The following is a 14,220-nucleotide window of genomic DNA, read 5'->3' on the forward strand; positions in this document are numbered from 1 at the left end:
CCTCACTCCCCCTCGGGAAGAGCGAACGGAGGAAGGTCGACCGTTTGCCCAGCAAGTTCATGCGTGCTGTCGCCGCAGAACTGGATCTGGCCGTTGACCACGAAGGAATGGCAGACGTCAGGGGGATCGCCCGGCTCTCGCTTGAAAGTGGGATCAACAGCGGATCCACACCTCACAAGGATGGAGGGCGAGATGGTCGGGCGCTCGACATCGCCGTTCCACGTCCACTGCTGACGGGCCTGCGGGGAGGTGCTGACGACGTGCCACGAATTGCAAGCGGGACACCGGAAAGCGAGAGCACCTTCTGCCGTCGTCATGAGGACGTCTGACAGACGGATGAAGGCGCTCATGCTTCGTTGCTCGAAAGCGGGATGCCGGCGGTGCGGGTCATCTTCACCGGGCCCAGGATCACGGGAACGCCACGCGGCCAGCGCCTCGCAACGCAGCGGCCCTTCTCGATGCGGGCGACGCACACCCGATCACCCTGATTGCCACCGAGGACGTGGTAGTGCGTCAGATCTTCGCCGACGTAGAAGCCGACATGCCCGCCGCCCGGCCGCTCGAAGACGAGCACGGCACCGGGAGACAGGTGATCCTCCCGCAGGTTCGCGCCCCAGCTTGCCCACGCCTTCGCCCGTACCGCGACGGGCGGCGGTGTCTGGCCGGCCTCCGCCATGCAGGTCGCGACAAACAGGCCGCACCATGGCACGCTGTCCGCATTGTAGACGATGCCGAGCACCTTCGTGCCGAGGCGCTTTGCCCACCCCATGATCGCCGGATTGTTGAGCGCCCCGGCCGCCTCGCGCGTGCCATTCTTCGCCCGCGCGGCGGTCAGCCACGCTGGTTCGGGATTCGTCATGTCGTTCTCCAAAATTGCCACCAGCGGCGGCTTGGCAAAGGCGCGGGTGTCTCAGCTGCGACTTGGATCAGCGCGAGCCACTCAGCGGGGATGTCCGTCTCGGTTTGGAAGGCGGTCAGCAGCGCATTACGGACGAAGGTGCGTGCGGCCTCTCGTTCCGGCGTCATTCACTGAGAAGCGTTGGATGGGAGGGGAGCCTGCCCTTCCACTGCGCGCAGTCGCTCGCGCATGCGCTGCTGCTCCAGCTCGACGGCGGTCAGGCGCTGATCGCCCTTCGCCTGTGCCGCCATGATTTCGGCGATGCGCTGGCCCGTCTGCTGCTGCTCGCTCGACATGCCGTCGAGGGCCTTCTGCATGGCATCCAGCTTGGTCGAAACCTGCGTTGTGGTCTGGGCCAGGCTGTAGATCGTTGCGCCTACCCAGAGGCAAAGGGCCAGCATGATCGCCACGACAATCGTCCCCGCGTGCTTGGCGATGCCCGTAGCCTCAGCCGCGACCGGCGCAGGTGGAGGCTGAAGCACCTTCAGCGCCGCCGCCAGCTCCGCCAGCGATGCACCGGTTGGCGACCCGCCGGGGATCGCTTCGTTCACCGTCCGGCCCGGCATGCGCGCCTCCCTGCCGTTTCAGGCATCGTTCTGTTCTCCGGTCGTGCGAGAGGCTGCTAGGCCGGTTGTGCCTGTGACGCGGCGATTTGCGCTTCCAGCGTCGCCACCTGCACCTGCAACTCGGTGACTTGATCGGCGAGGTTCGCCACCTGTGCCGTCAGGTCCGCCTTGCGCGCGAGCAGGTCGGCTTCATTCGACAAGGCTGCAGCACAGGCGGCATCCATGACGCCCACGACGCCGGCCAGTGGGATAGGCTCCGGGTCCTTTAGACGCGGCTGGCCTTCGGTGAACTGCACGTCCTGCTTGTGCGCGCCGACAACCTGTCCGGTTTCGAGGTCGAAGCGGATCAGGATCTCGTAAGGGGAAAGCCGGTTGGAATCGAGGGACATCAGATCGCTCCTGTGGCGAGGCGCAGCCACACGCTGCCGTTGCTGATAACGGGGCCGGCCCCGCCGGAAAGGTTGCTGCACCAAAACATCGTCTGAGGAGCGAGCGCGGCGGCCGGCAGCGTCGCCTGCGTGTAGGAACGCAGGACATGCCCCCGGTTCTGATCGATCACCGGGTTTGCCCCGAACATGCTCATGCCAGCGCTGTAGCTGAGTCGCATAACCTCCAGCGGAGTGGTGGTGAGGCCCGTCCAGAAGCTCAGCCGAGACGGCACCGCGCCGCTTGTCGGCGATCCATCCACCTCCGCGCGAACCTCCGCGCCGTTGAGCGCTTGCGTGCCGTTCGACCCCGCGAACATGATCCGGCCAAGGATGTCGTTCAGCTGCACCGCGCCTTCAGTGCCGATCGTCGCGCCGCGAGACTTGCCGAAAAGGAAAAGCGGTGCCGAACCGTTGTCGGAAAAGCGGATTGCCGCCAGTGCGCTCTGGTCGTTGCCGACGCCCTGCACCTGGATGCCGGCGTTGATACCGTTGACCTGATAATCGGCCACCGCGCCGATCAGGACGCGCAGGCTGGCATAGAGGCGCGTCACGCTCGGCGCGCCGGTGCTTTGCAGCGCCATTGATCCAAGTTCGAGATAGGTCCGGATCGCCGACGCCGACGTCTTCGTGATCAACGCGAGGCCGAAAGCCTCCGCATCGAGGTTCTGGAAGCCGTCGAGCTGCCCCGCCGTGGCGAGCGCCTGAAAGGTATTCTTGTCTGCGTTCACCTGCGCGGCAAGCGCGTTGGCCTCGGTCACGAAGGCCGTGAGCGCCGCAAGGAAGGCGTCCGCGCGCGCGGGAAAGTTCGCCGGGTCGCTTCGCGACGGCGGCGTTGGCAGAGCGGTAATGGCCATGATTGCCCCTTAGGTCAGACCTTCGATGGTCATGCTGCAGTAGGAGATGGTCTCCAGCGCCAGGTCGATGCTGAAGTCTTTGTAGAACCCGTAGATCGTCAGGCTGTCGAAGCCTTCCTCGCCCTGCCAGAGCACCGGCGTCGCCCGCACATCGGCCAACGCCCGCACGATCCCGTCGACCTCGGACGTCGCGATCTGGGTTCGCAGGTTCATCCGCTTCGCCCAGTCGCGCGGCACGACGCTGGTGACGCCGAATTCGTCGGTTTCCTTGCGGCTGTAATCGGTAATTCCGACGCCCGGCCCGGTTTCCGTCACACCCATGTCGAGTGTGCGCCCAACGATCAGCGTGCCGGCCGATACCGCCCCTGCTGGATCATCGCCTACCATCGTCACCGTGATTACCGCGTCGGGATAGATCGGCAGGTCGTAGAAGGAGAGGGCGGAAAGCTTACCGACCGGCTCGAAGAAATAGGCGTACCAGTCGGAAATAGCCGCGCCGCCGATCGCCGTCGTTTTCGTCGCGGAATAAACCGTCTCCGACCCGTTCACCATCGTGACTGTGACGGTGTTCGCCGTCGTGTCGATCACCGCCAGCGCATCGACGCCGCCGGGCGACAGCTGCACCGTCAGCGCTTCGTTCACCGTGGTCAGCGTGCCGACGCTTTTGTCGAACATCGCATAGCGGTTCGTCGGGCCGATATCCTGCCACCACGCCGGATCGGTGAGTGCATGGCCGGTGTTCCCCGCCTGAAGGCTCTGAAACACCCGATGGATCGAAGGGTCGATCACCCGCTCGCCCTTCGCGTATGTCGCCGCCGCCGACCAGATCGTGAACGTCGTCCCGATCGCGCGCCACCACGTGGGTGACGAGGCCGGATCATGGTTGGTGTTGCCGGCCTGCAGGCTGCGGTAGACCGTCACTGCCGTCCCGATGACGATCGCGGCTCGCGCGTTCAGGGCATAGGTCGTCCCAGACGAATAGGCGGTCCACAGCCCTTCCACGACATTGCTGCTGGTCAACCGGGCGGGGGTGATCTCGACGGGGCGGATCATCCTCATGCCGCCACCGTCGAAATCGCGTTGCCACCGCTCTTGCCCGTCACGTCATCCAGCTTGCGGGCCACCTTGCCCGTGTTGCCGGCGATCGTCGCATTGCCCCTGTTCATGTCCGCCCGCATCGCCTTCAGTTCGGCGGTCAGCTTCTCGACCTTGTCGGCAACCGCGTCGTTCGCGGCGGTGACGGCCGCCTGGCTTGCCTGAAAGCTCGTCCACCAGCTTTGCTGTTCGATCGGTGCCGTTCCTGCCGCCTGCGCCGCCTTGGTGCCGGCTGCGATCTGGTCGATGATCCGCACCGTCTGCTCCAGGCTCGACGCCGTCTGGCCGCGCACCCGGTCGAACTCTTGCCGGCTGGTCGCGGACAGCCCCGCCGCCTCGATCATCGCCCTGGAAAGTTCGGGCAAGGTTCCTGCCGCCGCCTGATCCCCGCCCCGCGCAGCCGCAGTCGCCGCGTTGAACCGGCCCTGCAGCACGGCAAAGCTTTCGCCACCCGCCACTTCGCCGCGAATGCGCCGTACCTCGTCCATGATCGTGTCGCCGACCGACCGCCACGCCTCGCGCAGCTGCTCGGCCGCCTCCGCCGCCGCTTTCGCGTCCTCGATCGCCCAGATCTGCAGCTGCAGGGCGCGATTGCTGGCGTCCAGCTTGGCAAGGTCTAGCGCCCGGATCGCCGCCGTGTCCCCCGCCAGTTCCAGCATGCGCCGCTGCAGCCCGTCCCGCTCGTCAGCTATGGCCTTCTGCTTCGCCGCGAGTTCCTCCGCCGCCTGCTTCGCCTTCTCCGTCGCGGCCGCCTCGTCCTGCAGCGCCCACAGCCGCTTCATCAACGCGGCGGTGGACGCGTCGACGCCTTCCAGCTCGTCGTCGCGCGCCGCTTTCAGCAGGCGGGCCTGTTCCTTCGTGTTACCGGTCAGCTCGGCGATCTGCTGGCGGAGGCCACGGTTCGTGTCGCCGAGCGTCTCCAGCGCCGCCGCGTGCTCCGCCGCCGCCTGCTTCGCCTTCTCCGTCGCGGCCGCCTCGTCCTGCAGCGCCCACAGCCGCTTCATCAACGCGGCGGTGGACGCGTCGACGCCTTCCAGCTCGTCGTCGCGCGCCGCTTTCAGCAGGCGGGCCTGTTCCTTCGTGTTACCGGTCAGCTCGGCGATCTGCTGGCGGAGGCCACGGTTCGTGTCGCCGAGCGTCTCCAGCGCCGCCGCGTGCTCCGCCGCCGCCTGCTTCGCCTTCTCCGTCGCGGCCGCCTCGTCCTGCAGCGCCCAGAGCCGCTTCATCAGCGCGGCGGTGGACGCGTCGACGCCTTCCAGCTCGTCGTCGCGCGCCGCTTTCAGCAGGCGGGCCTGTTCCTTCGTGTTACCGGTCAGCTCGGCGATCTGCTGGCGGAGGCCACGGTTCGTGTCGCCGAGCGTCTCCAGCGCCGCCGCGTGCTCCGCCGCCGCCTGCTTCGCCTTCTCCGTCGCGGCCGCCTCGTCCTGCAGCGCCCACAGCCGCTTGAGGAGAGCAGCGGTGGATTTGTCCACCCCCTCCAGTTCGTCTTCCCGCGACGCCTTCAGAACCTTGGCATCGTCAGCCGTGCTTTTCGTCAGCGCGGCGATTTGCTCGCGGATGCCACGGTTCGTGTCGCCCAGCGCCTCCAGCTGGGCCGCCGCCTTCGCCTCGTCCTGCAAGGCCCAGATGCGCTTCTGAAGCTCGCGGTTGCCGGGATCGAGCGCCTTCAACTCCGCTTCGCGGATCTTGTTCGTCTCGCCCTGAATTTCCCAGAGCTGACGCGTCAGGTCCGCCTCTTCGCGTGCAACCTCCTCCAGCGACTTGCCCGCCGCGACCACCTCCGCGAACGCAGGCGCCAGCTTCAGAAGCTCCGCCCAGGTGTCCTTCCCCGACTGGGTCGTGATGTCCTGCGCCTCGACAAGATCGCGGAAGCCCTGCGCCGTCTTGGGCATCGCGAAGCCGAGGTCTTCGAATGCCGGAGCCAGAAGCTTCGCCTGCGCCGCCGCTCGCTCGGCGTCCGTCATGAAGCTGTCCATGTAGGCCGTGGTCGCGTCGCGGAACTGTTCGATATCGTCGAACCGCTTGAGCACCGCCTGGTCCTGCACGGTGCGCAGGTCCTTGAAACCCATCATCTGCAACCGGTTCGATACCGCCTCGACCTCGCTGGCATAGCGGATCAGCGTCTCGAAATACCCTTCGCCGACCTGCTGGAACTTCTCGAGGCCGGGGATCGCGATGTTCGCCATGTCGTCCGCCGCCGCGCCGAACACGGCGGTCAGCTTCTCCTGGATTTCCTCGCCGGACAGGCCCTGCAGATCGATCTTGCCGATATCGACGACGAAGCCGTCCAGCTTGCCTTCAACCTCGTCGAGGTTCAGCCCCAGCGGCCCGGCCGCTGCGCCGATCGCGTCGTAGAAGCCCTTCAGGATCAGCCCGAACTGCGCCTCGATCTCGTTCGACGCATCGGCATACTCGGTGGAGTATTTCGATCCGGTGCTGATCCCGAAGAACTTTTTCGTCTTCTTGACGTCGGAGAAGTAGCTGGCGTCGAAACCGCTATCGATGATGTCCTGCAGCTGCTGCGCGGCCGCGAAGATTCCGGATGCCACCACCTTCGTCTTCGTGCCGAACAGGGATTTGACGACGCTGGTCAGCCCGCCGACGATATCGCCGAGGATCGGCACCTCCTTGAGCACCGAGTTGAGCGGCAGCAACACCGTGCTGATCGCTGTTCCCAGACCGTCGGTCTTGAACCCGGTGTCCACCCCGGCCGAGGCATTGATGTTGCCGGTGCGGATCAGGATGTTCACCAGCCCGCCGATATTCGCCTCGATGCTGTCCAGGCTGTCCGCCATCCGCGCGGAATAGCGCATCGTCGCCCGGTCCACGTCCTGCAGCGCGGCGATCGCGTTCTCGATCGACTTCGACTGCGCATCGTCGTCGCCGAAAACGGTGCCCTTGCCCTCGTTGTAGCTGTTGGGATTTCCACCGCCGCCGCCGAACGCACCCGCCACGGCGAAGCCGAGCGATGCGACCACGGCCGCCGTCGCCGCGCCGGCCGCAATGTTCAGCGGGAAGGGCAGGGACCGGATCGCGTTGATGACCGCGTCGACCGCCTTCACCCCCGTCACTGCCTCGACCGCCGCGATTTCGGTTGCCGACGCCGCGACCGCCGACGCCGCACCCGCCACGTTTCCCGCCACCTTCGCCGCCGTCGTGCTGCCGATCAGGCCGAGCTGAACGGCCGCGTTCTTGACAGCCATCGCGAGCTCATAGGCACGGAAGGCCTTCTCGGCCGCGCCCAGCACCTCGTAACCCGTCGACCCTTCCTTGAAGAAAGACTTCGCCGCCGACGCCATGTCGCCGTATGCGCGGACCTGGGCGAAGGCCATGTCCTCCGCGTAGCGCGCATTGATCCGGTCAATCTCGGCCTGATCATGTGCCGTCGCCAGCCTCACGTCGCGTTCTTCCTGCAGGCGGCGTTCGGCAGTGGCATATCCCACCAGGGCGCTCGCTGCGTCGCCGATCGACTGGCCGATATCGCCGAAGGCATCGGCGAACACGTCGGCCGCGCTTCGTACGCGATCTTCGATCAGGTCCAGCGCCTCGATTTGCTGGCGCAACTGCTCATTCAGCGCCTCGGCCGGATCGATCGATGCCCTGACCGCCGCCATGTAGCGTTCCCATTCGGCGGACCCCTTGGCGATACCTGCAGCCTCGGCGTCACGTGCGGCGGTGGCCAGCGCGCGCTCCTCCGCGTTCAGACGCAGCAGGCTGTTCTCGAACTCCAGCGGCTCGATGACGTTCTTGATGAAGTCTTTCGGCGCCTGTGCGGCATAGGTGTTCTCGCGCGCGGCCCCGGCCGCCTTGATCGCCTGGCGGAGTTCATCGGTCGGTGCCTTGGCGGCCGCTTGGGCCACCGCCCACTCGCGCACCTGCTTCTCGTTCAGCCCGATCTTCGCCGTCTCATCTTCCAGCGCTTGGATGAAGCGCAGCGCCTCCTTGATCGCAGCCTGCCGCGCCCGCTCTTCATCCGACATGCGCGGCTTCTTGGCGGCGCGATCCGTGATCATGTCCGCCGCCTTTTGTGCGGCCGTCTGTTGCTTGATCGCGATCGTGTTGCGGCCCACTTGGGCGATAAAGTCTCTCTGCGCGTCCATCGCTTCTTTGGTGGCGTCGGTGACGTGGTGCCCTGCATTCGCCACAGCGGCCAACGCCCCGGCATACTGGTTCGCCATCTCCGCGATCTTTGGCGCGTCGGCAATCTGGCCGAACAGGTCGATACCAAGCAGGTCGTTGGCCCGCTTCGCCAGACCGTTGATACCGTCGATCGAGGATTTCACCATATCGTTGATGGCGCGGATCGCAGCATTGACGGACTGGATAAAGGCGTCGCCGAGCGCCTCCGGAAGGTTGTCCCACACGTCGACGATCGCGCGATATCCACCGACGAACGTGCCGTAGATCGACGCCACAAATCCCGCGACCTGCTCGGCGTCATTCGGGGAGAAGAGATAGTCGATGATCTTCTTGCCATCGACATCTACGCCATCGCTGATCGTCTTCCAGAGACCTTTCAGTACGTCGATCACGTCGATGCTCTGGTCACCGAGCCTCTTGACTTCCTGCCGCGTCAAGCCGAGGCCCGCGACGAAGTGATCCATGTCGGCCGCGTCGTTGAGATCATCGGTCCATCGGTTCAAGGCGACGCCGGCAACCGACATGACGCCGATCAGCGGTGCGTACCTGACGGTCAGCAGCAGGAGCTCCTTACCGAACCCCGCCACCCCGCCTTCGGCCATCTGCGCGACCTGTAGAACCTGTCCGGCCTGCGTCGCGAAGATCTGGCCCGCGCTAGCACCTGACATCCACATGGTCGCGACGTCGTTCGCCTGGAACGACAACTGGGTAAGCGTTCCGGTACCCTTGCGCCCGGCCGCGTTCACCGCATCATTGGCCTGCTCGAACTCGCGGAGCCGACCCGTCAGCACCTGCTGCTGACGCGCGTACTCCTCAGGCGCGGTCGCTCCGACATGGTAGAGACGCGTACTCTCCGCGATCTCCTCGTTCAGACGCTTGGTCGCGGCATAGAGCGGGTCAGTGGACGATCTAAGACGCTCCGCCGCCACAACATCCGCTTCCTGCGCAGCGGCCGACCCGCGCACCATGGCGGCAAGCCGCTCATGCTCGTCGGCCAGCCGCTTGGTTTCCGCCGCCGCCAGGGCATTGGCACGAGCCTCGTCCTCCGCTGCCCGCGCCGCCAGCGCGCTATAGGTCGCACCATTGTCAGTCGCGGCCATGCGGCCGTCGCCCGTGTTGCGCTCGATCACCGCCTGCAGGCGGGACCGCTCCAGCAACTGCGCATTAACAGCCGCTTCCGCCGCTGCCCGCTCCCGCGCGGCCTCGGCCTCCCGATCCCGCTTGGCCTGTGCGGCCTCCTGTTCCTTCAGGGCGCGAACCCCCTCGCGCACCCTGGCTTCAAACAGTGCATGCGCGGCCGCCGCGTCGCGCAGCTCCTTCGCCTCCCGCGCCGAGGCCGCTGCCGCCTCCAGCTTCGCCTCCTCGGCCGCTTCGGCGGCAAACCGCACAGCCCGCGCCGCCGCCAGTTCCTGTTCGAACAGCGCCGCCTCGGCTGTGCGCAACCGCTCTGCCAGCTCGACCATGCCCCGCTGTTCGGCGGCCATCGCGGCGCTCTCGACCTTCATCCCGCGCAGTTCCTGCGCGTTCTTCCCGAACTCGGAAGCCTGCCGGCCGATCGACGCCGTCAGCTTCTCCGCCTCCCGCTCGATCTTGTTGAACTCGCGAACCGCGCTCGCGCTGGTGCTGCCCACCGTCTGGGACAGGCTCGCGGCGGCCGCGACCGCGCCGGCCATATCAAGGCCGAACTCGATCTCCATCGACGCCACGCGCATCTTGCGGTCTCCAAAAACAAAGAAAGCCGCCACGATGATCGTGACGGCTGAACGGGTCAGTCGTTAAGTCTGTTTGTTGTCACCGCATTCCTAGGGCCATCGCACTGCGAAACCGCCGTCCACCTGTTCATCCCCAACGTCGCGGTCACCAACCGAGCATCGCACGACGGGCCTGCCGTAACGATCGACCGCCTCGAAGCTCGGGGAGCGTGGATCTGCATCGACGACCCGGCACTGGATGTCGCCGGTTGCCACGATTTTTCGAAGGTGGTCTCGGGAGCGACGCGCTAGGACGTTGTTGCAGACCGCGCCGTGTTTGGGGAACGGTCTACATCGCGGACTGCCGGTGAAGTCGGGCGCATCGATCGCGCTCAAGCGCATCTTCGGCCCACCTTTGCACCGGATATAGTCACCATCATGAACATACGGATGCGGGCAAGCAAACGGACCGTCGGGCAGAGCCGCAACCAATAGAAATGCGGTGAGCGAAATCACTGCCTGCCGCGTCCGACCATCGCTTTCTCAACAGCCGCACGCAACGTGTCGATTTCATCGCGATCCCGTGTCGTAAGCAATTGCTCCTCAGAACTGCTCGACACGAGGATCAGGCCGTATTCGTAGATGTCACGCCGACGGTACATCAGCACCGCGACGATCGCCGCGATAGCGCCGAACACACCGAAACCCTCGCCCTGCCCTGAATAGGCAGCGAGCAGGAGGACAGCTGCCACCACGCCGACGGCGATTGCGGCGCCCTTGCCCCGCAACTTCTTCTCTCGCACATCGACTGTGTTGATCTTATTGATCGCGAAGGACTTGCTGCCAAACCGCGCGAAATCGCGGTCGATCGTCACCTTGCCGCTCTGGTAGATAGGTTCGCTCACAAGCCATTCCCCTTTCGGGGCTATGTGCCGCAAGGGATCGCACCTCTCAACCCTATCCCAACAGGCTCCGCAACGCCGCGTCCTCGGCGTGCCGGTCCTTGTCCGTCTTCGGCCCGCTCCACGGCGCGCCGCGATGCGGGTCTTCGGCGGCCCGGCTCTCCGCCAGATAGGCGGCGGACAGGCGGCGCAGCAGGCGCTTCTCCCACGGCCGCAGGCGGATCGCCGTCTCGCGACCCCAGGCCTCAAGCTCCCGCCAGCTGATCGCCGCGCGATCCATGCCGGTGATCTCCACCGGCCCGACTTCCATCAAGTGCTCGATCAAGTGCGGCAAGCGGACTGGCGGCAGCTTCCGCTCGATGCCCTGCCGCTTCATCTCTTCCGCCCTGGTCTCCCGCTTTTCAGGCTTGGGCGCGTTCTTACGCCCGGTCTCGCGTGGCCGGGGTGCCGTCCCCAGCCACGCGATCTGCCGGACGTGCAGCGTCAGCTCGCGCTCGGCTCCGGCTTGAAATTGCTCCACTCCCCCAAATGGCGCTCCACCTGGTCGGCGATAAAGCCGATCTTGGGATTGGCATACACGGCTTCAGCAAGGGCCGTGCCGCTCCGGTCCGACGCGGGCGGATAGGCGAAATTGACAAAGCCCGCTGTGCACCGGGCGAGGAACGCCGCGCGCTCCGCGACGCGCTCGGCCGTGGTCAGTTCGCCGCCGTCGCCCTTGGCGCGCGCGAAGGTGCGGTCCGTGGCCTTCTTCTGGCGCTCCGTCGTCGCCTCCTGGAACTGCTCGGTGCCGGGCGAGAACAGGGTGACGCCGACCTTCCGCTTGGCGTCGCCTTCACCGATGAACAGCGGCTTGTTGTCCGGCCCGCGCAGATGAAGAAACGACGTGTCGGCGACGGCAAGGGTGGTGATATCGAACATGGATCAAACCTTTCGCTGGGTTGGGTGCACCGACCCGCCCCGACCCAGCGCGAAGCGGGGCGGGCCGATGCCTGTGAACCGGCGTGATCGCCGGAATGGGAGGGAAGAGCGCTCAGGCGCGGCCGCTTAGGCCGCGTTCTTCTTGATGATCGTCGTGTTGATCTCGATCGTCGGGTTGATCATCACGACGCTGTCGGCATTGCCGATATTCTCCGGCCAGCCGAACACCTGTCCGGCGAAGTAACGGATATCGCCGTTCTGGTAGGTCACCTTGAAAGCGAGATTGACGTTCGCCGTGGCGTTCGCCTCAAGGATTGTCTGACCGGCGTCAGCCTTCACATAGGCCATGGATGGAGACAGCGATCCGAAGTCGCTGGACCCCTTCATCTTCTGCTTCGGACCTTTGAGCGGCTGAAACTCAACCTTGTTGGTCGTGGCGCCGATGGTGCCGATCGATTCGATCTCGCCAACCTCGGTGAAGGTCAGCGCGGTGAAGCCGGCTTCGGTATGAGCAGCCGGGAGCGCCGCCGAAACGGAAAGCGTCGCCCCATTCGCGGTCTGCGACATGGTGTTCTCCTCTACAAAAAAAGCCCGCTGAAGCAGCGGGCGCGCTTTCCCCGGCGGGGAACCTGTTGGACGGGGATCAGCCTTCCGGCTGCTCGCCCGCCTTCTTCGCCTTGGCGACATCCTCGGGCGTCGCGGCCTTCACCAGACCGACCCCTTCCCAATCTTCGAACTGATTGGGCGCCATGCCGAGGATGACCTCGCCCTTGGCATATTGCGTTTCGGCATGGCTGAAATCGCGCGCCGCGATGGCGTCGAACGCCTTCTTCGTCATAGTCGTCTCCTGCTTGGAAAACGCAGGTCAGGCCGCCTCGATGTACGAGACCATGAAGTCCTGGCTCTGCATGAAGATCGTTGCCGCATCGTCGCGGAACGTCGGCCCCTTCGCGCCGACCAGCACCGACACGCCCGTCAGCCCCGCGATCGACCCGATGCGGCCGCGCCCGGCCGCGCGCACCAGCAGGATCAGCGCGGCACGCTGCTCTACGTCACGCGCATGCACGGTCACCTGCACCCGGTCCGTCACCCGCGTGCCGCCGATGCCGTTGCACAGCTTCTGCCGGTCGTTCCCGCTGACCTCGCCGACCGTGATCCCCGGCAGCGGCCAGCCCGACGGCAGCACATCCATCCGGATGCCGTCCATCGGCACGATCGCGGTCAGCGGCGCGTGCGCGGTCAGCAGCGCGCCCATGATCGCCCCGCCGCTCATTCGTCGTCTGCCGTCGCCCGATACGGCGTGTTGATGTCGCCCTTTGCGATCCGCGCATGGACATACTGCCCGGCTGCCGCGAGCGCCTCGTCCTGCTTCTCGTCGAATGCGGGCCGCAGGAAGGGGTAGGGGCGTGCGCCGGGATGATGGACGGTGCCGGCGATGAAGTTTCCCCCGATCACCAGCACGCCCTTCTTCTCCTGGTCGTTGATCCGCCGCACCGTCATGCCCTGCCGCTGCTCGTCGGCGACGGCGATGAAGTGCGGATCGGTTCCGAACTCGCCCCACGGGCCGCGATAAGCATGCGGCCCCTTGATTTGCACCTTGGCGGTGACGACGCCGCCCCGCGTGCTGGTGCTGACCTTGATCGACGTCGCGGCAAGCTCCCGGTCATGCGTCAGCTCACCGGCACGATCCGCGATTACCTTCGCCCCCACGCGCAGCCCGCCGCGAAGCACGTTCGCCGCCAGTCGGCCGGGCAGCGCCTTCAGCGCCGCATCCATCGACGCGCGTCCGCGCTCGCGGACGCTCACGCCACCCCGCCGCTGGTCGAATAGTCCTCCGCGACGATCTCGATCCCCTCGCGGTTGCCCAGCTCGGCCGGGCCGGCGACGATCTGCAGGATCCTCTCGCCGATGACGATCCGCATGTCGGCCGTCACATCGTCGCGATACCACATGCGAATGCGCGCCGGCCGCGCCGCGATGTTGACGCCCTCGGCGATCCGCTCGGCCCGGCTGGGCAGCATGTCCTGCACGCTCGCCCGCACCGTCGCGACCGGCTCCCAGGTCTCCTTGCCCGCGCTCATGAAGCCGGAGGCAGAGACCTTCCGCTCGATCCGCACCCGGCGGTTCAGCGTGCCGGCTTCGATCACGCCCATTAGGCGTAGACCCGCAACGGCTGCAGCAGCAGCTCGACGCTGGCCGACATCGGCGTCTGGGCGATCTGCGACACGGTCGTCGTCTCGCGATGCTTGAACAGGTCGCCGATCATCAGCAGGATCGCCGACACCGCATTGGCGGGCACCGGCATCTCCTCGTCATACCCAGCCCAGTACCGCACCCGCACGCTCTCTCGCTGCCAGCGCGGCACCGGCCAGGCCGCGCCGAATACCGGCATCAGCGAGGGGCCGAGCAGCTCGTACTGATCCGCAGCGATCGTCTGGGCGACGCCATTGCCGTCGATATAGGACACCGACACGATCTGCCGCACCGGCCCATAGGGCAGGCGGAGAGAGCCGCAATCGAACCCGTCGAACCGCGCCTCCAGCTGCTGCCGCCCAAGCGACCGCCCCAGCCACCCGCTCGGCCCGTCCACGCTCGCGACCGCCCCCGCGATCATCGCCGCAATCAGCGCGTCGTCGCCATCCACACCCTCGCGGTTCAGATGCGCCTTCGCCCGCTCCATCGTGACGACAGAGAAGTCTTCAGGCGGGGTGACGACGACGACGCGCAT

Annotated in this window: 16 protein-coding genes; all 16 read right to left on the reverse strand. The window is 66.2% G+C overall.

What is annotated here, in order from left to right; all coding sequences use genetic code 11:
* Positions 1-2: 2 nt before the first annotated feature.
* The 16 genes from ACM608_RS07995 to ACM608_RS08070 all read right to left on the reverse strand — a co-directional run bounded on the left by ACM608_RS07995 (position 3) and on the right by ACM608_RS08070 (position 14,220).
* The gene (locus ACM608_RS07995) at positions 3-350 is read right to left on the reverse strand and encodes a DUF6527 family protein (protein ID WP_419682696.1); all 348 of its coding nucleotides are present in this window, start codon (positions 348-350) and stop codon (positions 3-5) included.
* Positions 347-859, reverse strand: coding sequence for a TIGR02594 family protein (locus ACM608_RS08000; protein WP_419682697.1), 513 nt, complete (start codon positions 857-859; stop codon positions 347-349). Before ACM608_RS08000 ends, ACM608_RS07995 begins: the two co-directional genes overlap by 4 nt.
* A gap of 167 nt (positions 860-1,026) precedes the next feature.
* On the reverse strand, positions 1,027-1,464 hold the full coding sequence (locus ACM608_RS08005) for a hypothetical protein (protein ID WP_419682698.1): 438 nt from the start codon (positions 1,462-1,464) through the stop codon (positions 1,027-1,029).
* Between the two features lie 56 nt (positions 1,465-1,520).
* The gene (locus ACM608_RS08010; protein ID WP_419682699.1) at positions 1,521-1,853 is read right to left on the reverse strand and encodes a hypothetical protein; all 333 of its coding nucleotides are present in this window, start codon (positions 1,851-1,853) and stop codon (positions 1,521-1,523) included.
* The gene (locus tag ACM608_RS08015) at positions 1,853-2,746 is read right to left on the reverse strand and encodes a hypothetical protein (RefSeq protein WP_419682700.1); all 894 of its coding nucleotides are present in this window, start codon (positions 2,744-2,746) and stop codon (positions 1,853-1,855) included. The genes ACM608_RS08010 and ACM608_RS08015 overlap by 1 nt, the downstream gene beginning before the upstream one ends.
* 9 nt (positions 2,747-2,755) lie before the next feature.
* Positions 2,756-3,805, reverse strand: coding sequence for a hypothetical protein (locus tag ACM608_RS08020; RefSeq protein ID WP_419682701.1), 1,050 nt, complete (start codon positions 3,803-3,805; stop codon positions 2,756-2,758).
* Positions 3,802-9,693 (reverse strand): hypothetical protein, encoded by a 5,892-nt coding sequence (locus ACM608_RS08025; RefSeq protein ID WP_419682702.1) that lies wholly within the window; start codon positions 9,691-9,693, stop codon positions 3,802-3,804. The genes ACM608_RS08020 and ACM608_RS08025 overlap by 4 nt, the downstream gene beginning before the upstream one ends.
* 491 nt (positions 9,694-10,184) lie before the next feature.
* Positions 10,185-10,547 (reverse strand): DUF6232 family protein, encoded by a 363-nt coding sequence (locus ACM608_RS08030; protein WP_419682703.1) that lies wholly within the window; start codon positions 10,545-10,547, stop codon positions 10,185-10,187.
* An 82-nt stretch (positions 10,548-10,629) separates the two neighbouring features.
* Positions 10,630-11,094 carry a hypothetical protein gene (locus ACM608_RS08035; RefSeq protein ID WP_419682704.1) on the reverse strand — a complete coding sequence of 155 codons (465 nt, stop codon included), beginning with the start codon at positions 11,092-11,094 and terminating at the stop codon, positions 10,630-10,632.
* Positions 11,058-11,492, reverse strand: coding sequence for a hypothetical protein (locus ACM608_RS08040; protein WP_419682705.1), 435 nt, complete (start codon positions 11,490-11,492; stop codon positions 11,058-11,060). The genes ACM608_RS08035 and ACM608_RS08040 overlap by 37 nt, the downstream gene beginning before the upstream one ends.
* 126 nt (positions 11,493-11,618) lie before the next feature.
* Positions 11,619-12,059, reverse strand: a complete 441-nt coding sequence (locus ACM608_RS08045) for a hypothetical protein (RefSeq protein ID WP_419682706.1) — start codon at positions 12,057-12,059, stop codon at positions 11,619-11,621.
* 76 nt (positions 12,060-12,135) lie between these two features.
* Positions 12,136-12,330, reverse strand: coding sequence for a hypothetical protein (locus ACM608_RS08050; RefSeq protein ID WP_419682707.1), 195 nt, complete (start codon positions 12,328-12,330; stop codon positions 12,136-12,138).
* 27 nt (positions 12,331-12,357) lie between these two features.
* Complete coding sequence (locus tag ACM608_RS08055; RefSeq protein WP_419682708.1) at positions 12,358-12,765, reverse strand: hypothetical protein; 408 nt, start codon at positions 12,763-12,765, stop codon at positions 12,358-12,360.
* The gene (locus tag ACM608_RS08060; RefSeq protein WP_419682709.1) at positions 12,762-13,298 is read right to left on the reverse strand and encodes an HK97 gp10 family phage protein; all 537 of its coding nucleotides are present in this window, start codon (positions 13,296-13,298) and stop codon (positions 12,762-12,764) included. The genes ACM608_RS08055 and ACM608_RS08060 overlap by 4 nt, the downstream gene beginning before the upstream one ends.
* A complete protein-coding gene (locus ACM608_RS08065; RefSeq protein WP_419682710.1) occupies positions 13,295-13,645 on the reverse strand; it encodes a phage head closure protein in 351 nt (116 codons plus the stop codon). Before ACM608_RS08065 ends, ACM608_RS08060 begins: the two co-directional genes overlap by 4 nt.
* Entirely contained in the window at positions 13,645-14,220 is a 576-nt protein-coding gene (locus tag ACM608_RS08070; protein WP_419682711.1) for a head-tail connector protein, read from the reverse strand. Before ACM608_RS08070 ends, ACM608_RS08065 begins: the two co-directional genes overlap by 1 nt.

The organism is Sphingomonas sp. ID0503, from assembly GCF_048565625.1.
Lineage (GTDB): Bacteria > Pseudomonadota > Alphaproteobacteria > Sphingomonadales > Sphingomonadaceae > JBLZUR01.